The 18,771-nt window shown below is 60.4% G+C and carries 14 protein-coding genes; 7 read left to right on the top strand and 7 right to left on the bottom strand.

Translation table 11 applies throughout. The features are described from left to right. The first annotated feature begins 8 nt into the window (after positions 1-8). Positions 9-1,409 carry an efflux transporter outer membrane subunit gene (locus ACFQDI_RS19570; protein ID WP_377169993.1) on the top strand — a complete coding sequence of 467 codons (1,401 nt, stop codon included), beginning with the start codon at positions 9-11 and terminating at the stop codon, positions 1,407-1,409. A gap of 69 nt (positions 1,410-1,478) precedes the next feature. After that, positions 1,479-2,894 (top strand): N,N-dimethylformamidase beta subunit family domain-containing protein, encoded by a 1,416-nt coding sequence (locus ACFQDI_RS19565; protein ID WP_377169991.1) that lies wholly within the window; start codon positions 1,479-1,481, stop codon positions 2,892-2,894. Here ACFQDI_RS19565 and ACFQDI_RS19560 read toward each other — a convergent pair. The 7 genes from ACFQDI_RS19560 to ACFQDI_RS19530 form a co-directional block, all read right to left on the bottom strand. Continuing rightward, positions 2,875-3,594 carry a class I SAM-dependent methyltransferase gene (locus tag ACFQDI_RS19560; protein ID WP_377169989.1) on the bottom strand — a complete coding sequence of 240 codons (720 nt, stop codon included), beginning with the start codon at positions 3,592-3,594 and terminating at the stop codon, positions 2,875-2,877. The two genes, ACFQDI_RS19565 and ACFQDI_RS19560, sit on opposite strands and share 20 nt — an antisense overlap. A gap of 111 nt (positions 3,595-3,705) precedes the next feature. After that, the gene (locus ACFQDI_RS19555; protein ID WP_377169987.1) at positions 3,706-5,055 is read right to left on the bottom strand and encodes a DUF1501 domain-containing protein; all 1,350 of its coding nucleotides are present in this window, start codon (positions 5,053-5,055) and stop codon (positions 3,706-3,708) included. Further along, complete coding sequence (locus tag ACFQDI_RS19550; protein ID WP_377169985.1) at positions 5,052-5,495, bottom strand: hypothetical protein; 444 nt, start codon at positions 5,493-5,495, stop codon at positions 5,052-5,054. The genes ACFQDI_RS19555 and ACFQDI_RS19550 overlap by 4 nt, the downstream gene beginning before the upstream one ends. Positions 5,496-5,507: 12 nt before the next feature. Beyond that, complete coding sequence (locus tag ACFQDI_RS19545; protein ID WP_377169983.1) at positions 5,508-7,382, bottom strand: DUF1549 and DUF1553 domain-containing protein; 1,875 nt, start codon at positions 7,380-7,382, stop codon at positions 5,508-5,510. A gap of 91 nt (positions 7,383-7,473) precedes the next feature. Beyond that, complete coding sequence (locus ACFQDI_RS19540) at positions 7,474-8,940, bottom strand: polysaccharide lyase (RefSeq protein ID WP_377169981.1); 1,467 nt, start codon at positions 8,938-8,940, stop codon at positions 7,474-7,476. A gap of 185 nt (positions 8,941-9,125) precedes the next feature. Continuing rightward, positions 9,126-10,856: a M56 family metallopeptidase gene (locus ACFQDI_RS19535; RefSeq protein WP_377169979.1), complete on the bottom strand. Its 1,731-nt coding sequence runs from the start codon at positions 10,854-10,856 to the stop codon at positions 9,126-9,128. Between the two features lie 7 nt (positions 10,857-10,863). Then, positions 10,864-11,268, bottom strand: a complete 405-nt coding sequence (locus ACFQDI_RS19530; RefSeq protein ID WP_377169977.1) for a BlaI/MecI/CopY family transcriptional regulator — start codon at positions 11,266-11,268, stop codon at positions 10,864-10,866. A 138-nt stretch (positions 11,269-11,406) separates the two neighbouring features. Here ACFQDI_RS19530 and murA point away from each other — a divergent pair, with 138 nt between their 5' ends. From murA to ACFQDI_RS19505, 5 genes are all read left to right on the top strand, one after another. After that, positions 11,407-12,672, top strand: a complete 1,266-nt coding sequence (gene murA, locus ACFQDI_RS19525) for a UDP-N-acetylglucosamine 1-carboxyvinyltransferase (protein ID WP_377169975.1) — start codon at positions 11,407-11,409, stop codon at positions 12,670-12,672. Between the two features lie 470 nt (positions 12,673-13,142). Continuing rightward, the gene (locus ACFQDI_RS19520) at positions 13,143-14,048 is read left to right on the top strand and encodes a sugar phosphate isomerase/epimerase family protein (RefSeq protein ID WP_377169973.1); all 906 of its coding nucleotides are present in this window, start codon (positions 13,143-13,145) and stop codon (positions 14,046-14,048) included. 141 nt (positions 14,049-14,189) lie between these two features. Next, positions 14,190-14,765 carry a DJ-1/PfpI family protein gene (locus tag ACFQDI_RS19515; protein WP_377169971.1) on the top strand — a complete coding sequence of 192 codons (576 nt, stop codon included), beginning with the start codon at positions 14,190-14,192 and terminating at the stop codon, positions 14,763-14,765. 44 nt (positions 14,766-14,809) lie between these two features. After that, positions 14,810-16,966, top strand: coding sequence for a c-type cytochrome (locus ACFQDI_RS19510; RefSeq protein WP_377169969.1), 2,157 nt, complete (start codon positions 14,810-14,812; stop codon positions 16,964-16,966). Continuing rightward, positions 16,960-18,417, top strand: a complete 1,458-nt coding sequence (locus ACFQDI_RS19505; RefSeq protein WP_377169967.1) for a DUF7133 domain-containing protein — start codon at positions 16,960-16,962, stop codon at positions 18,415-18,417. Before ACFQDI_RS19510 ends, ACFQDI_RS19505 begins: the two co-directional genes overlap by 7 nt. Positions 18,418-18,771 lie beyond the last annotated feature (354 nt).

Raw genomic sequence — 18,771 nt, 5'->3', positions numbered from 1 at the left:
CGCTCCGCATGAAACCACTCCCTCTCATCTCCGCCGCCCTCACTCTGCTCGCCTCAGGCTGTGCCGGCGTGCTGCTGCCCAAGCCCATCACCGCGCCCAAGACCATCCTTACTCAGGAAGAAGCCCGCGCTCAGACCGCGCTCTGGCGCAAACACTTCACCGATCCTCATCTCGGCCGGCTCATCGATCAGGCCATCGCTGGCAACAACGATCTCAAAATTGCCTTCCAGCGTGTGCAGGCGGCACGTGCGCAGATCACCGCCAGCCGTGGGGCGCTGGCCCCTGCCTTAGGCATCGCCAGCGGCGTGGGTCTGCGGAAGTTCGGCTACTACACCATGGATGATGCCGGAAATCGGACCACGACCATTTACAAAGATCAGATCATTCCCAACACGCTGCCGGACTTCAGTCTCGGCCTGCAGACCGCCTGGGAGGTGGATCTCTGGGGCAAGCTGCGCAGCCAGCGTGATGCCGCCATGCAGCGCACGCTGGCCAGCGTGGCCGGCCGCCGCCTCGTGCTTGTCAGCCTCATCAGCGACATCGCCACCCACTATTACGATCTCCTCGCTCTCGACACCACGCTGACTATTCTGGATGACAACCTCCGGCTCCAGGAGCGTGCCATTGAAACCGTGCAGGCGCAGAAAGCCGTCGGGGCTGCCAACTCGCTAGCCATTCAGCAGTTTGAGGCACGTGCCAGAAACCTGCGCAGCCTCAAGCTCGAAGCCCGGCAGGAGATCTTGGATCTTGAAGCGGCAATTCGTTTGTTGCTCGGAAACGCCGGTGCAAAAATCCAGCGCAGCCAGCAGCCTCTTACCAGCCTCAGCTTGCCGCACCTTTCCAAAAAGGTCCCTGCCAGCCTGCTCACCCAGCGTCCGGATGTGATCCAGGCCGAACATGAAGTGGCGGCCGCAAGGTCAGACGTAAAAGCCGCACGTGCCGCCTTTCTTCCCAGCCTCAACATCAACGGCGTGCTCGGCTTCCAGGCTTTTCGTGGCGATCTCCTGCTCAACTCCCACTCAGCCGCCTACAGCATTGCAGGCGGGCTCGTCGCCCCGCTGGTCAACCGGGCCGCCATCAGGGCCCAGTTTCAAAAAGCCAGTGCAGAACAGTTGGAGACTCTGGCTGCCTTTCAGCAGTCCATCGTCAACGCTTATGTGGAAGTTCACAATCGCCAGTCCAAAATCCGTCTGCTGGATGAACTGCACAAGGTCAAATCGGAGCAGGTCGGCCTGCTCGCCGAAAGTGTTGCCACCTCCAATGAACTTTTCGCCACCCGCCGCGCCACCTATCTTGAAGTGCTCAACGCACAGCAGACCACCCTCGAGGGCCGCCTGGAACTGGTGGACGTGAACAAGCGGCGCTTTCAGCTGCAGATCTCCCTCTACAAGGCGCTGGGCGGCGGCTGATTTAAACGGTCCCCGTTTTCTGTCCATTCCTGGCTGATCGTTTTTGCCGGTTCGCTGCGTAATCTGAGAATGTCCCTGATCACCGCCGAAAACTCCAAGCCTGGATCCTCCGACTGGCAGCTCACCCGCATGCGCCTCGACAAGAACGAGGGCTTTCGCTCGCCGGTGATCGAAGGCTACTGCTCCCGCCAGTCCGTAAAAGCTGGCGAGACTCTGGACATCTTCGTCAGCACCAAACCCACCGCTCGCTTCAAACTCGAAATCTTCCGCACCGGTTACTACGGTGGCTGCGGCGCACGCTTGATGACGGAGCTCGGCCCCTTTGAAGGCAAAGAACAGCCCGTGCCTCCAATCGGCGAAAAGCGCCTCCGCGAATGTCGCTGGGAAAAGACCACCTCCATCACCATTCCTCAAGACTGGCTCAGCGGTGTGTATCTCGGCAGGCTCACCACGCTGCCTGCCTCGAAGGACGAACCCTACTGGCAGAGTTACATTGTCTTCATCGTCACCGACGACCGGAAGGCGGACATTCTCTTCCAATGCAGTGACAACACCTGGCAGGCCTACAACAAGTGGCCGGACAACTACTCGCTATACACCGATCCCAAGGGCAATCAGGGGCCATGGTCCGATGTCAGCTTTGACCGCCCGTATGCCAAGTATGCGCAGATTTACGAAAATCCGCAGTCCGTCGGCAGCGGCGAGTGGCTGTGCTTTGAGTTTCCCGCCGCCTACTGGCTGGAGAAGGAAGGCTACGACGTGACCTACTGCTCCAATGCCGACATGATCACCCCGGATCACGGTTTGAAGTGCAAGGCCTTCATCAGCATCGGGCACGACGAGTACTGGGACATCCGCCAGCACGACAGCGTCGCAAAGATGCGCGATGCCGGCGTCAATCTGCTTTTCCTTTCCGGCAATTCTGTCTGCTGGGTCACGCCTTTTTCCCCCAATGCAGACGGCGCTCCCCTTCGCCGGATCTTCCGAGGCGGCCCCTACGGCGGTGACTACAAGTATGCGGTGGATCGCGAGAAGAACCATGGCCCCTATCCTCATCGTGGGCCAGACGAAGGCTATCTCATGGGCGTGCGCAACATCAGCCCCGTGAACGGTGGTGGCGACTGGATCTGTACCAAGCCCGCGCACTGGGTCTTTGAAGGCACCGGCATGAAGCAAGGAGATTCCATTCCCGGCATGATCGGCTGGGAGTATCATGGCGATGCACCCAAGGATCTGCCCGGCCTCGAAATCCTCGCCGCCGGCACAGCCTTCCAGGGCGGTACCAATCCGCAGCAGTGGCAGGCCGTGATCTTCGACGGCCCAAAAGGCAACTTCATCTTCAACGCCTCCACCATCTGGTGGGCCCAGGGCCTGAGCAAGCCCCCCGGCCACATGCCCGTCTGGAGCCACTATTCCCGCCCCCACGGCACCGACGCACGCGTCCAGTGCATCACCGCAAACCTCCTCAAACGCGCGCTTGCTTGAGCCGTCTGGCATACCAGGCATGGATCATTCCCGCCTGGAAAAACTGAACCGGTGGGCCAAAGCCGCCATTGCTGATGATGTCTCGTGTCTTCGCAGGCGATAGCACCGCTACGTCATGCCTGTAAGCCTCGCGCATTTTCTCCACCTCTTCCGGCACGGCGAGTGAGCCTCCATCCCGCATCGTCCGAAACCAAACATCAAGCAGCCCCATGGAGTCCGCACCTCCGGAAAGATCTCCAGACAGATCCGAGCTGACCAGCATGCCCTCAGGCTGCAGACGTTCTGCAATGCTTTTGAAAAACTCAGAGCGTGCCTGGGTGTCCAGGATGAATTGTGAAACAAGAAAGGCCGTCGCCGCATCGAAAGGGCTGTCAGGCGGTAGCGTGTCGAGATAGCCTGCATGAAAGGTGCATCGTGCCGAAATGCCATGCTCTTCCGCACGCTGCCGCAGGACGTTCAGCATGGCTATGGAAGGCTCCACAGCTGTAAAATGCCATCCGGGAAACTTTTGGGCCAGGTGGAGAATTTCGGCACCTGTTCCCGCGCCTACGCAGAGGATACGCGCTGTCTCAGGAAGCTCTGAAAGCACGGCGCTTGTGAGCAAATGCAAGGCGCTGTTGATGGGGGACAGCCGGCTCCACTTTTGGTCATACGTTGCGGCCTGCTGATCAAAGATGGCGGTAATCTGTTCTTTTTCCATTAGACTGATGAGAGGGGAAGGCACAGCTGCGGCATGGGAAACGCTCCGCATGCCGCCATGGGCGAAACTTTCTTGGCGCCGAGCAAAAAATCCCAAGCTGGCGACTCCTCCTCACGCCAAAATCACTTTCGCCACCTCGCCGCTCACATCCGTCAGCCGGAAATTTCTTCCCGCATACCGGTACGTCAGCCGCTCGTGGTTGATCCCCAGCAGATGCAGCACCGTGGCATGCAGATCATGCGTGCCGATGATGCCCGTCTCCGCCTTGTCCCCCATCTCATTTGTGCTGCCGTACGTGAAGCCTCCCTTCACACCACCGCCCGCCATCCACATCGTGTAACCGCCGCCATTGTGACCACGCCCATTGTACAGCTCGTTGTCATACCCGCTTCCACGCCCAAACTCCCCGCCCCACATAATGAGAGTGTCCTTCAGCATGTCCCGCTGCTTCAGGTCCGCGATCAATCCCGCAATTGGCTTGTCGATCGACGTGCACTGCCGCGCGAGGTTCTCGCGCAGCCCGTTGTGGTGGTCCCACCCCGGCGAAGTCAGCTGGATGAACCGCACGCCCTTTTCCGCCATGCGCCGCGCCATGAGGCACTGCGTACCAAACCGCTCCGTGGCCCCATCATCCAGACCATAAAGTTCCCGAATGTTTTGCGGCTCCTTGTCCAGATTCAGCACCTCCGGCACGCTCGTCTGCATCTTGTACGCCAGCTCATAGCTCTGAATGATCCCCTCGATCTCCGGATTTCCAGGATCCCCGCTCAGCAGCTTGCGATTCGCCTTCTGAATGAATTCAATCTGCTTCCTCTGCTGCGCATCGCTCAGCCTCCCGTTGCTCAGGTCCGGCACGCCGCCGCCCGCGCTGCTCAGCCGCGTGCCCTGAAACGTCGCCGGCAGAAACGCCGAGCCGTAGTTCATCGCCCCGCCGTTGTCCGCCGCCGGATTGATCGTCACAAACCCCGGCAGATCCTCCGCCTCCGTGCCCAGCCCATAAACAATCCACGCCCCCATCGACGGCCGCACAAACGTCTCACTCCCAATGTGCAGCGCCACCGTCGCCATCTGGTGCGCATTTGTTCGCGTCTGCATCCCATTCAGCAGGCACAGGTCATCCGCATGCTTCGCCAGTTCCGGAAACGCCTCCGAGATCATGATCCCGCTCTTCCCCCGCGGCTTGAACTCAAACACGCTCCCCATGTACTTCTGCACCTTGTTCGCCTCCGCCTTCGCCAGCTCCGGCTTGTAGTCAAACGTGTCCAGGTGGCTCGGCCCGCCCTGCATGAACATAAAGATCACCCGCTTCGCCCGCGCCGTAAAATGCGGCTCCTTCGGCGCCAGCGGATTGATCGTCTTTGGCGGCGCCGCAGCCCCCGCCCACTGCTGATGCAGCGCATTAAACGCCAGCCAGCCGAAGCCGGTGCTGGTGGATTGAAGAATGGAACGACGTGAGGTCATGGCTTCTTGGTGATGGGTTCTGATGCACTGGCTTCAACCGGGAATGGAATGGGGGTCAGCCTGTCCCCGTTTCGTTGGCCTTTCGGTTTCCAGTCGCCCTGAGGCGAGCGACGAATGATGGTCCAGCCGCGTGCTACATCGAAATCAAACAGCACTTTCTCCTTCGTATGTCCTTCATCGAAGTCCATTGCCACGAGAGAGTCTTCGAGAATGAGGAAGTGTGAGATTAACAACCGGTTGTTCTTCAACTCTGACAGCAAATAGGGATGCATGTCCATGGATTGAATCTTGCGCACCAATGTCTGAACTTGGGGCGGCATTTCAGCCAATCGGGCTTCCCAGTTTTCCTCACTTGAGTGGACGAGGGTTTCGGCTTTGAGCTGAGCAGCGAAACTCAGTGCGCAAATCATGAGAAGAGGCCGGTTAAACAGTGAATTCATAATGTTGGAGAGTTAAAACACATATCGAAATTCCGCCGTCCCCAGCAGCGCCTGCACCAGCGTCTGCAGATCCAGCTCAGATGCATCACGCAGCTCCTCACTGGACGGCTCCCGTCCCAGCACGGCACGATAGACCGCTTTCACATCCTTACCGGCTTTCTCCGCGATCTCACCCGCCAGCTCCTCCACCATCGGGTTGTTCATGAAAAACAGCGCCTGCGGAGCCACCGTTGTCACATCGCGCTGTCCCTTGATCTGCGTCGGTCCAGGAAAATCAAACGTGCTGAAAAGCTCCGGCACATTGTCCCGAACCACCGGCAGATAGATTGTGCGATACGGATCTTCAGGGCTCAGCAATCCACGCGTCACCCCATGCCGTCCTTTGCCGCCTGTGCCCGCCACCTGGATGCCTTCGGGCCGGTCAAACGTCAGCCTGCCCGCCAGTTGCAGCAGCGTGTCGCGTAGCGGCTCCAGTTCCAGGCGCTTCGGGTTCATCCGCCACCGCAGCTTGTTCCCCGCGTCCGGATGCTCAGGATTTCCCGTGCTCGCCAGCCGGTAGGTGCGGCTCAGCATCATCGCGCGGATCATTTTCTTCACCGACCACCCGCCTTCCACAAAACGAATCGCCAGATGATCCAGCAACTCCGGATGCGTCGGATCACTCCCCGTGATGCCAAAATCATCCACCGTGCGCACGATCCCTTCGCCAAACAAATGCTGCCATAGGCGGTTCACCGCCACACGCGAGGTCAGCGGATGCGTCGCCTGCGTCATCCACTGTGCCAGCTCCAGCCGCCCGGAGGACTTCGCCGGAACCTTCGGCAGCGGGGGCAGGGCAGGCATGCCCAGCCCGCCACGCTCCGGCGCAGCCTTGCGATCATGCGGATCACCACCCACCGCCAGCTCACAGTCTTTGACGTCACCCTCAATCACCCCCATGCAAAAGTGCGGATCCACATCGTAGCGGATCGTCGTCTTCGGATTCCCCAGCGCCCGGATGTCATCCATCGAGTGAATCCCCTCTGGCAGTTTCGCAGGCGGTCCCACGCGCTCGTCCAGCTTCGTCGGCAGGTCCACCAGCATCTCCGGGTCCACATAGCCCGATCCGTTCATGTCGCTGCGGTTCGCCTGGCCCGGCAGCGTGCGGCTGCTGTAAAAGATGCCTGCCAGCGCATAATAATCCTTCTGGCTCACCGGCTCCGTCTTGTGGTCATGACAGCGCGCGCAGCTCAGCGTCAGCCCCATGAACGCACGCGACACCACGTCAATCTGGTCATCCACCTGATCGAGCACAAACTGCTCATAGTCCCCCTCCTGCAAATTCACACTCCCCAGAGCCAGCATGCCCGTGCCCACAATCTGGTCACGCTTTTGCAGCACCGTCGTGGCAGGCAGCAGATCCCCCGCAATCTGCTCCGCCACAAACCGATTGTAAGCCTTGTCCGCATTCAGCGAATCAATCACCCAGTCGCGATACTTCCACGCATACGTAAACGGCGCATTCCACACCCGGCCCACACTGTCCGCATACCTCACCACATCCAGCCAGTGCCGCGCCCACCGTTCGCCAAAACGTTCGCTTTGCAAAAACGCATCCACCACCTTCGCAAACGCCACATCATCGGCCGCCGCATCCTTCACAAACCGCTCCACCTCCTCCTGCGTCGGCGGCAGTCCACGTAGATCAAACGACGCCCGCCGGATCAGCGTCAGCCGCGAAGCATCCCCAATCGGATGCAGGTTCTCTTTCTCCAGCCGCGCAAGAATAAAGCGGTCAATATCATCCTTCGCCCACGCCCCATCCTTCACCACCGGCACCACCGGACGCAGGATCCTCTGATACGACCACGGCGTGTCATTCTCATATTTCTCTGACGCAGGAAGCATTCCCCCAGAGATAAGAACACCGCAGAGCCAGAATGCTCTCGAAGATAAATGCTGTGTCATCATGGCCAATGGTTGATAATAATATTCCACCTCACCGCTTCGCCTTCAGCCACACGCTCAAGGCCTTCACATTCTGCACAAAGTCCAGGCTGTAGATCACACCACCCGCCGGCCGCGTTTTCTTTCCGCCCGCATCGCGCATCCATCCGCGCTCCTCATCCGTCACGGGCCACGAGCCATCCGCCTGCTGCTCCTTCAAAATCGTCACAATTTCCCCCTCCGTCGGCGGCGAAGACCACCGCTCCTTCTCCACCCGTGGAAAAACAATACTCTCACCGCGCCCGATCTTCCGCCCAATCGACTCAATCGCATCCAGTTCACTGTCCCATTTCCACCCATAGTTGGATGAAGCCTTCTGGTCCGAATAAGTCAGCACAAAACCCTTGCCGCCCTCACCACGCTCAAAGTACAACGGCTTGTTCGTCTGCAACTCATAGTAGCGCGCGATCCTCCCATCCGGCAGCAGCGACTTCCGCAAATACGCCAGCGCCCGCGGCAGCGGTGCCAGGTACTTCTTGTCACCCGTCGCCGCCAGCCTCAGCAGCGCCCACATCGCCGCTTGGCTTTCACGCCCGCAGATCGCACTCGGTTCAAACGCGCGGCTCCAGCTTGGTTGCATCTCCTTATCATACTGCTGCGCCCACGCCGGTTGTGGCTCAGGCATTTGCGCCGTGACAAGAAAATCCCCGCCGCGCTTCGCCGCCTCCAGATATTTGGCGTCCCCCCGCAGCTGCCACGCCAGAACGAGCGTGCTCATTAGCGTCGCATGCGTGTTGTCATTCAGCACATAGCATCCCGTGAAATCCTTCGGCCACTTGCGCGGCCATTCCGCCGGATAGCTTGCAGCCTTGATCGGATACATCCCCGCCGCCGGCGGCGCGCTCGGCCAAGCATCCCAGTTCGCGCTCCACCCATCCGCCGGATACTGCGTTGCCAGGATCGCGCTCAGCGCAAAATCCACCGCCTCCTTGATCTCCGAATCCTTGCCGCCCAGTGCATGATCCACCCGCACCAGCAGCCGCGTGGCCGCCTGCGACACATCATCATCAAAGGTCGAGTAGTTGTTCTTGTTCGCGTGCTTCTTCCACACATGCCACCCGCCTTCGTTCTCCGGCACCTTCCTGCGCTCGATCAGCCTGCCATTCACGTCACGCCGGTAAAGATGCTTCTCCCGATCCTTCTTGGCAAAGTCCCCCGAGTAATCCCATCCACCTGACACAAGCTGCGTGCGCGACACCGCATGCGCTGCCGCCACTGCCGCAGCCAGGCACTTCTCATCCTTCGTCGCCTCATACGCATCCAGCATCGCCATCCCCACCGCCGGAGTCCCCGGCGGCTGAATCCAAACCGTATCTGCCCCCGGAATCCCTTCCGCCTCCCTCAGCGTGAAGTCAGCGCTGTAGCGATACACATACCCCCCATGCGCCGCCGCCTTGGCATGATAAAAAGTAACAGCCTTCGTGATCGCCGCCGTGACCTCCTGCGAAGTCGCAGACATTGCGTGCGTCGAAAAGACGAAGGCCGAAACCAGCATGACCCAAGACTGACGAAGTCCCAATGAAGAACCGTGCATAAAGTGTTGGTTGGAATCTGGCTTCGACATCGGGAGTTATTCGTCATTTGAGGCCGCTGGTTCACCCACCGTGGGCATGACCCCACGAAAGGTGACTGCGCAGCTTCAGGCTACTCCGCCTTGATCCCCACATTCTTGTTCCCATTATCCCTCACGGCATCCACCGTGTTATGCAGCGCACCCAGTGGCACATCCTCATCCCCCGTCACCAGGACTTTGGCACTAGGATGCTCCGGCAAAAAGGTGCTCAGGTGCCCCCGCAGTCTTCCCATGGACACTTCCTCGTCACCCACCATCACCGCCTCGCCGTTCTTGATCACCTTGAGAGTGATCGTCTCGCCTGAAGAGGTGGCCTTGTCGCCATCACGCGCCCCTGTCTTCCGGCTGCCTTCACCCTCGCGTTCACCTCCTGTGCGTGGTTTCTCACCATCACGCATGCCGGTTTTATTTGCACCTTCACCATCGCGGGCTCCCGTTTTCTTGGCTCCGCCATCGCCATCGCGCTCTCCTCCTGTGCGTGGCTTCTCGCCATCACGCATGCCAGTCTTGGCAGAGCCCTCACCATCTCGTGCACCTGGCTTCCTGCTTCCGCCATCACCTTCGCGGGCACCAGGCTTGCGCGCACCTTCACCATCACCCGTGCCTGGCTTCCGGCTTCCACCGTCACCTTCACGCATGCCGGACTTCTTCGCACCGCCATCACCTTCACGTGTGCCTGCTTCACCGGTTTCAGTCTTCGTCTGCTCAGCAGCAGGTGCACGCGCACCCTCACGGCTGCGCTCTTTCGCCGGCACTTCCTTTTCCACCGCACGCGCGGTCGTGAATGAGTAGCAAACAAGCACGCTGAGCGTAAGAACGAGCAGCATTTGAATCACAGGCTGGCGGGTGGTTGGATGGGCGATCATATGGATGCGTTGGCGCAGGGTGGGGTGGTTGCGCACACATGGGGCCAACCCTGCCATGGCCGGTGGTGCGAAAAAGCTTTCTTGAATGCGTAGCAGCGTGTGCCCGTAGTCCAGCCGCTCCGTGGGGGAGAGCAGCTCCAGCGCCCCGGCATCGCAGCGCAGCTCGCGGTCCGCCTGAAAGCGCGACACCACAAACCACACCAGCGGATTAAACCAATGCAGCGCCTGCACCGCCGTCGCGGCCCAGTTCCATACCAGATCATGCTGCTTCACATGCAGCAGTTCATGCAGCAGCACATGGCGCAGGCTGTGCTCATCAAAGCGCGTCTCCCAGTCCTCTGGCAGCAGCACGCTCGGCCGCATGATGCCCACCACCGCCGGAGTCGTGCCCACCGGCATGAGAAGAATGCGCACACTCTTCTGAATCCCCGCCTTCTGGCAAAGACTCGCCACCAGCGCCCGCAGCAGCGCAGTCCTGGCATCCGGACGCTCACGCAGCTCAAGATCAAACCGCCGCTGCCGATACAACGCCGCCGTAAAGACCCACAGCGCCCCCAGCACCCACACCCCCAGCGCCAGCGTGTATCCAGAAATCATTCCCGCAGATTCAGCCCCACCACCGATCAACTCAGAAACAATCTGCGGCTTCCCTGAATCTGCGGGCATCATCAAATCCGCCGCCGACACGGCTGGTGCAGCCGATACCGCACTCATACGCGCCCCCTCATCCTGCTGAAACCAGGCCCCCAGCCCAAACCCCGCCGGAATAAAAGCCGGCAGCATCAGCTTCGTCCCCACCAGCAGCCACAAGCCAATGCGCCATGCCGGGCTCAGCCGCGTCCCCAGCATCAGCCGCAGCCCCAGCACGGCCAAAATCAAGAGGCTCGCTTCGAGCGAAGTGCGCAGCAGCCAGTGGAGGAGAGCGTCGGCATTCATGGTTGGATTACTTTTTAAGTTTCTTCTCGGCCTGATTCAGCACTTCACGCAGCGCAGCCAGGTCATCTTGCGTCACATCTTCACGTTCCATCAGCCCCGCCACAAAGGGCGTCAGCCGGCCGTTGAAGACGCGATCCAGAAAACTGCGGCTCTCCTCATGCTGGCATTGGTCCTGCGCCACGGCGGGCGAGTAGCGAAACTCCCGGCCCACCGCCTCCACCCCCAGCGCACCTTTGTCCGCTAGCCGGCGGATCAGGCTCTGCACCGTGCGCGGTTTCCAGTGCAGCCTGCCTTCCAGCTCCTTCACCACCTCCGCCAGAGTGCTCGTGCCCCGCTGCCAGAAGACATTCATCACCGTCCATTCGGCGTCAGAAATCTTCGGGGCGGGTGGATTGGGAGCGCGGCGTGACATGGTTGGATTACAAACGTGATCCACGGATTACGCATGTAATCCGAGTCGGCAAGAACTTTTTTCAAGCACTCTTTCTTGTGCGAGGATTTCGAAGAATGGCTTGCCACTGCCTCTTTCCGCAGCACAAAGCACTCACACATGGAAAAACTCATCGTTCACGGCGGCGCACCTCTGAAGGGCCGCATCAACATCAGCGGCTCAAAGAACTCCTCGCTGCCCATTCTCGCGGCCACCCTCCTCACCAAGGACACCTGCACCATCCGCCGTGTGCCCGATCTCAGCGACACCAATTACATGGTCCGCATCCTTGGCGAGCTCGGTGCCGAGGTCGAGCGCGCCAGCGGCGTCGTCGTCGTCAAGGCAGAGAAGATTAAATCCGTCGCACCCTACGATCTCGTCCGTAAAATGCGCGCCTCCATCTGCGTGCTCGGCCCCCTCACCGGTCGTTTGAAAAAATGCACCGTCTCACTCCCCGGCGGCTGCGTCATCGGGGATCGCCCCGTTGATCTCCATCTCAAAGGCCTCGAAGCCCTCGGCGCGCAGATCACCGTGGAAGGCGGCGACATCTTCGTGAACGCCAAGAAAGGCTTCAAAGGCGGCCCCATGAATCTCATGGGCAAGCACGGCTCCACCGTCCTCGGCACAGACAATGTCATGATGGCCGCCGTCCTCGCCAAAGGCACCACCATCATCGAAGGCGCTGCCGCTGAGCCCGAAGTCGAGGACCTTGCCAACTTCCTCATCAAAATGGGCGCCAAGATCGAAGGCGCAGGCACCAACCGCATCACCATCGAAGGCGTCAAAGAACTCCACGGCGCAGAGCACGTCGTCATCCCAGACCGCATCGAGGCCGGCACCTTCCTCGTCGCCGGTGCCATGCTTGGCGAGGGCGTCACCCTCAAGCGCGTCATGCCAGAGCACATGAAGGCCGTCACCGATGCCATGATCAAATGCGGCTTCCCCATCGACATCACCAAGGACAGCATCACCGTGAAGCCCAATCCAAACGCCAAAGGCTTTGATCTCACCACCCTCTGCTATCCCGGTTTCCCCACCGACATGCAGGCCCAGATGTGCGCCCTCGCCTGTGTCATCAATGACACCAGCACCATCACCGAGACCATCTTCCCGCAGCGCTTCATGCACTGCGCCGAAATGAAGCGCATGGGTGCCAATATCGATCTCCAGGGCGCCACCGCCCGCATTCGCGGCGGCAGCGTCATGAAAGGCGCCCCCGTCATGGCCTCCGATCTCCGCGCCTCCGCCGCCCTCGTCCTCGCCGGCCTCGTCGCCGAAGGCAAAACCGAGATCAACCGTCTCTACCATATCGACCGCGGCTACGAGCACCTTGACGACAAGCTCGCCGCCCTCGGCGCGCAGCTCGAACGCGTTCAGGATAAATAGGCGCTGCCGAAAGTAGCGCGGGCAATCCTGCCCGCAGCTCTGCACTCTCATCACGGGCAAGATTACCGCACGCCTGGAACTCCGTGTTCTCGTGTTAGGATTCTACACTCATCACCACTTCTTTCCGCCACACGCCAGCCCCGACGGGGCTGCGGATTTCAGCCCAGGGAGGCCGAGCTTTAGCGAGTGCTTCCCTGGGTAAGCAGCAAACAAGAGGGAAGCAAACCCACCGCCCCGCCACACAATGCGCCCACCAGCAGCGTCTGCAATCAGCTCCGCCTCGCAATGATTCCGCTATCCCACGGCGCTGACGCTGCCGGAAGTAGCGCGGACAATCCTGCCCGCAGCTGCGCGCCATTATCGCGGGTGGAATTTCACACCACTTGCCGCCTTCCCAACCCGCCGCAAAACCTGAAGACGCGAATTCAAAGTCTGAATGAAGAACCCGCGCTCCCCGCGTTTACTCCCCCATGACCAGCCGCCGTCGCTTCCTGCAATCCCTCTCCGCTCTCGTCGCCGCCGCTCCCGCGTTCGCCGCAGAGCCGCCGCCGTGGAAGCTGAATTACATGCTCGCCTCCTCCATGTATGGCAGCCTTCCTCTGGCCGAGATTCTTCCCGAAGTAAAAAAGACCGGAGCCACAAGCATCGAGCTCTGGCCCAAAAAACACGGCACTCAGCGCGAAGAGATCGACACCATCGGCCACGACAAATTCGCCGCCATGCTCAAGGACCACGGCCTCACCTTCGGCGGCACCACCCGCTATGATCTCGGGCCCTTCCGCCTCACCGAAGAGATCGGCATCGTGAAAAAACTCGGCGGCACCTTCATCGTCACCGGCGGGGCAGGGGACTACAAGGTCTCGCCTGAACAGCTCAAGCTGAATGTCAAAGCCTTCGTGGAAAAGATGAAACCTCAAGCCGCACTCGCCGCCGAAAACGGCCTCACCCTCGGCATCGAAAACCACGTCAACAACCTCATCGACACCCCCGACTCCCTTCGCTGGCTCGCCGATGAAGTCCGCGCCATCCCCGGCATCGGCATCGCCTTGGCTCCATACCACTTGCCGCAGGAGGAAAAGCTGCTGTCAGACCTCATCAGGCACATCGACCAAAAGATGACGCTCTTCTACGCCTGGGAGTTTGGCCAGGGCTGCTTCAAGGCCATGCCCAAGGAAGACGAACTCCAGCAGATGCCCGGTCGCGGCAAGCTCGACTGGAAACCCCTGCTGCAAGCCCTCAAAGCCATCAAGTTCACCGGCCCCACCGAAATCTTCATGCACCCCACCCCCCGCGGCATCCCCATCCTCCCCACGGCTGCAGAGACCACCGCCGAAATCGTTCGCGCCAAACAGCATCTCGACGGTCTTCTCAGCTGACGCCTCAGCATTTATGATTTGTGATTTACGATTTATGATTTGGCTTCGCCTCGATTGTGAACTGTGATTACAAATCGCCCAGCGTTTTTTAAGTCCTCACCACCCAAAATCATAAATCAAAAATCGTAAATCATAAATAATATGTCCCAAGCCAAAGTCCTCATCATCGTCGGCGACGCCACCGAAACCGTTGATACCCTCTATCCCTTCTACCGCCTCATCGAAGGCGGCTACACCCCCGTCGTAGCCGCGCCGGAAAAACGGAAATACCAGATGGTGCTGCATGAAATCAAGCCCGGCTGGACCATCACCAAGGAATGGGAAGGCTACAGCATCGACGCCGACATCGCCTTCAAGGACATCAATCCCGAAGAATACGTCGGCATCTTCTTCAGCGGCGGCCGCGCCCCCGAGTACATCCGCGAAGATGTCGATCTCCTCCGCATCACCAAATGGTTCTGGGAGCAGAAAAAGCCCTGCGCCAGCGTCTGCCACGGCGTCGAAATCCCCGCCCGTGCGGACATCGTCAAAGGCCTTCGCATGGCCACCGTCGCCAAGTGCAAGTTCGACCTCGAAATCTGCGGCGGCATCTACGTGAACGAACCCTGCGTCATCGACCAGCACATGTACTCCGGCCGCACCTACCACGACTCCGGCCACTTCATCGCCCCCTGGATCAAAGCCCTCGACACCGAGCGCGCCAAGATGGGCATCTAAATCGGATCTGAACGCCCGCAAAGCGACGCAAAGTAAACGCAAAAATGAATTCATCAAAACTCTGGACCCTTTTTGCGGCCTCTGCGTTTTTTTGCGGCCATCTCCAGGCGCATCCTCTCCAGGCCGAGCCCATCAACCACGCCTTCGTCTACACCTTCGATCAGTTCCACATTCCCGAAGACCCCGACGAATCACTGGTGAATGGCGGCCTGCTCCTCCTCGCAGAGCTGAACTGCACCACCTGCCATGCCGTGCCGAAGTCATGGGAAGAGCGCCTCAAGCCCAAGCCCGGCCCGGACCTCACTGCCGTGGGCTCTCGTCTCGATCCAGACACCCTCTGGCTCATGATCCGCAGTCCGCAAAACCGCAAGAAGGGCACGCAGATGCCCGGCTTGTTCGCAGGAGCAGAAGGCGATGACGAAAAAGTCGAGGCCCTCGTCGAATACCTCAGCAGCCTGAAACAGCCCCAGCCCAAAGTCCCCGCTGGCGATGTCGAGCGCGGCAAGGACCTATATCACAAAGTCGGCTGCGTCGCCTGCCACGAGCCGGCCAAAGACGTGCGGCCGCCAAAGGTCGCTGCAGATGCCGAAGTCGAAAAGCCCGGCAATGCCTCCGTGCCCATCGCCCTCGCAGACGCCTACGACTTCAACGCCCTCTCCCATTTCCTCCACGATCCGCTCTCCGTTCGTCCCTCGGGCCGCATGCCAGACATGCGCCTCTCCGCCCAGCAAGCCTCCGACATCGCCGCCTACCTCCACGTCGGCCGCGTCGCCGAAAAAGCTACCGCCCGCGCCGCGCTCAAGACTCCCAAGCAGGGCATTGAGAAAGGCCGTGAGCTTTTCCGAACGATGAACTGCGTGGCATGTCATAAGATGGGTTCAGGAGGTCAGGCGAATGTTCCTGTGCTGGGTGATATCCCAATAGTTTCGCCACTTTTCAGCACCAGTCGAAATCAGCTGGCTGAGATGAAAAAGCCCCTTAAAGACCTCGCCCAAGACCAAGGCTGCCTCGCCGAAAAACAACCCTCCGGCACCCCGCGCTTCGATCTCAACGCCCTCGAAAAGCGCGCCATCAAACTCGCACTGGCTCTCATCCAAAAAGAAGACGCCCCCAAACTCACCGCGCAGGAAAAAGTGGACTGGCAGCTCACCCGCCTCAACTGCTACGCCTGCCACGACCGCGATGGCAAGGGCGGCCCCGAAGATCCCCGTGCCCAATACTTCGGCGTCAACGACTCCACCGCAGAATCACTCGGCCAGCTCGGCAATCTCCCGCCCAATCTCGACAAGGTCGGCCGCAAGCTCACGCACGGCTGGTTTGGAAAAATCCTCTGGGGCCAGGATGGCAGCGTGCGCCCCTACATGGACACCCGCATGCCCAGCTTTGGCCGTGAGCAAACCGAGATGCTCATCTCTTGGCTCAATGAAGCCGATGCCCTGGAAAAACCATTCCAGATTGATGTCAGCGGCCTCGCCAAACACCACCGAGCCGAGCTCGGCCGCCAGCTTCTCGGAGCCAAAGGCCTCGCCTGCGTCTCATGCCATGGCCTGAAGGATCGCAAATCCCTCGGCCCGCCCGTCATCCGCCTCACACATACGGCGGAGCGCCTGCAGCCCGAGTACTTCAAAGAACTCCTCCTCAATCCCCAGGTCACCCAGCCTGGCACCGTCATGCCCCCCATGTTCATTGGCCGCAAAAACGCCGACAAGGACATCGAAAGCATCTGGACTTACCTCCGCGAGATCGAAGGCCAGCCGCTCCCCGAAGGCCTCATGTCCTCCGCCGATTTCGAATTGAAGCCCACTGCCGAAAAGCGCGTCATCATCTTCCGCAGCTTCATCGAAGGCGTCGGCACCCACGCCATCGGCGTCGGTTTCCCCGGCGGCCTCAATGCCGCCTTCGATGCCAAGACCAGCCGCTGGGCCATCCTCTGGAAAGGCCGCTTCCTCGATGCCATGAGCAACTATCAGGACCGCTCCATGCCCCCCATCAAACCCCTCGGCACCGACATAAAGCCAATGCCAGTATCTGCCAGCGAGCGCACCTTCAGCGGCTACACCCTCGGCAAAGACGGCATCCCCACCTTCCGCTATCTCGAAAACGGCCAGCAAATCGAAGACACCCTCCGCCCCGTCAAAGGCGGCTTCGAACACATCATCATCAGCAACGGCAAGGAAACGAAGGAGGTTTTGTCATGGTAAAACAATTCATGTTCATGCTGCTGGCGACGTCGTTGCTCGCCCAGGACCAGTCCGCCTACTACCGCACCGAGACCTACGAACTCCCCAAAAACGTCAATTTCGAAGCCAGCGGCATCGCCGTCCTCCCCGATGGCAAACTCGCCGTCGGCCTCCGCAAAGGCGAAGTCTGGATCGCCCAAAATTCCTCCGACACCGCCAGGCCCGGCTTCAAACTCTTCGCCACCGGCCTCCACGAAATCCTCGGCCTCGCATGGCATGATGGAGCACTTTATGCCACCCAGCGCGCCGAAGTCACCAAACTCCGCGATATCGATGGCGACGGCAAAGCCGACGAATACCTCTGCGCCTCCACCGGCTGGGGCGTCTCCGGCGCCTACCACGAGTACGCCTACGGCCCCGTCTTCGACAAGGAGGGAAACCTCTACACCTCGCTCAATTGCAGCATGGGCAAGGCCTGGAAAGGCGCGGGCGATGAAGAAAAGCACCCCCTCTGGCGCGGCTGGGTCGTGCGCACGACCAAGGACGGCAAGCTCGAACCCTTCTGCGCCGGATTCCGCAGCCCCTGCGGCATCGGCCAGAATGCCGAAGGCGACATCTTCATCACCGATCAGCAGGGCAACTGGATGCCCACCACGCCCCTGATGCATGCCCGCAAAGGCGCCTACTTCTCCCACGCAGACTCCATCCCCGACGCCATGCGTCCCGAGTCTCCCGTCAAGATCGCGCCCAAGCAGCCCGACGGCATCACCGTCGCCGAAGCCATCAAGACCGTCCAGGGCTACACCCCGCCCGCCGTCTGGCTCCCGTATGTCAAGATGGGCCAGAGCGGCACCGGCATCGCCTGCGATCTCAGCCCTGGCAAATTCGGCCCCTTCGAAAAGCAGCTCTTCCTCGGCGAATTCGTCCTCAGCGGTGTGAACCGCGTCTTCCTCGAAAAAGTCGGCGGCGAATACCAGGGCGCCTGCTTCCCCTTCATCGATGGCCTCCAGTGCGCCGCCCTAGCCCTCAATTTCCTCCAGGACGGCTCCCTCATCGTCGGTCAGTCAAACCGCGGCTGGAACAGCAAAGGCAACCGCCCCTTCGGCCTCCAGCGCATCGTCTGGACTCACAAGACCCCGCTCGAAGTGCAGAAGATGGAACTCACCAAAACCGGCTTCCGCTTCACCTTCACCCTCCCCGTGGACCCCGCCTCCCTCACCACCCTCACCGGCACCAGCTACACCTACCCCTTCCAGAGCAAATACGGCGGCGACGAGCTCGACACCCAGCCCCTCAAAATCGACTCCGCTCAGCTCAGCCCTGACGGCCTCACCCTCGAAGTCCAGTGCCCCACCACCCTTCGCCCCGGCTACGTCCACGAGTTCCAGCTCCCCCAGCTCAAATCCAAAGACGGCACCCCGCTCTGGCACCGCATGGCCTATTACACGCTTAACAAGCTCCTCGCGGATTAAAAAAAGCACTCCAGAGCTTCAGCTCAGGCTCGGCAGCCACGCCAGATCTTCCAGACACTCATTGAGACAGCAGCCGACTCGCCAGCATCCAGCGCTGGTAGGGCTGCTTGTCCTCAATCCGCCGACTCTGCTCCGCCATCACGCGCCGCTCCACATCTCTCACCGCTCTCCGGCAGTACGACAGACACTCATGTCTGTCGGCCAGCGCCCCCGCCATCACCACTGGCAATCCGCATCCACAAAACCCACTGGAGCGCGGAATTCATTCCGCAGCACTCCGTAAAAGCACGCACCTCCGCTCTCCTCACAGCGCCCCTCCACATCGAAGGATCAACCTGCCTGCGTCCGTCCAGC

The organism is Prosthecobacter fluviatilis (assembly GCF_042655725.1).
In the GTDB taxonomy this organism is placed as follows: Bacteria; Verrucomicrobiota; Verrucomicrobiia; order Verrucomicrobiales; family Verrucomicrobiaceae; genus Prosthecobacter; species Prosthecobacter fluviatilis.
Note: the sequence above shows the minus strand (reverse complement) of the source record. Positions and strands in the feature narration are given on the sequence as shown.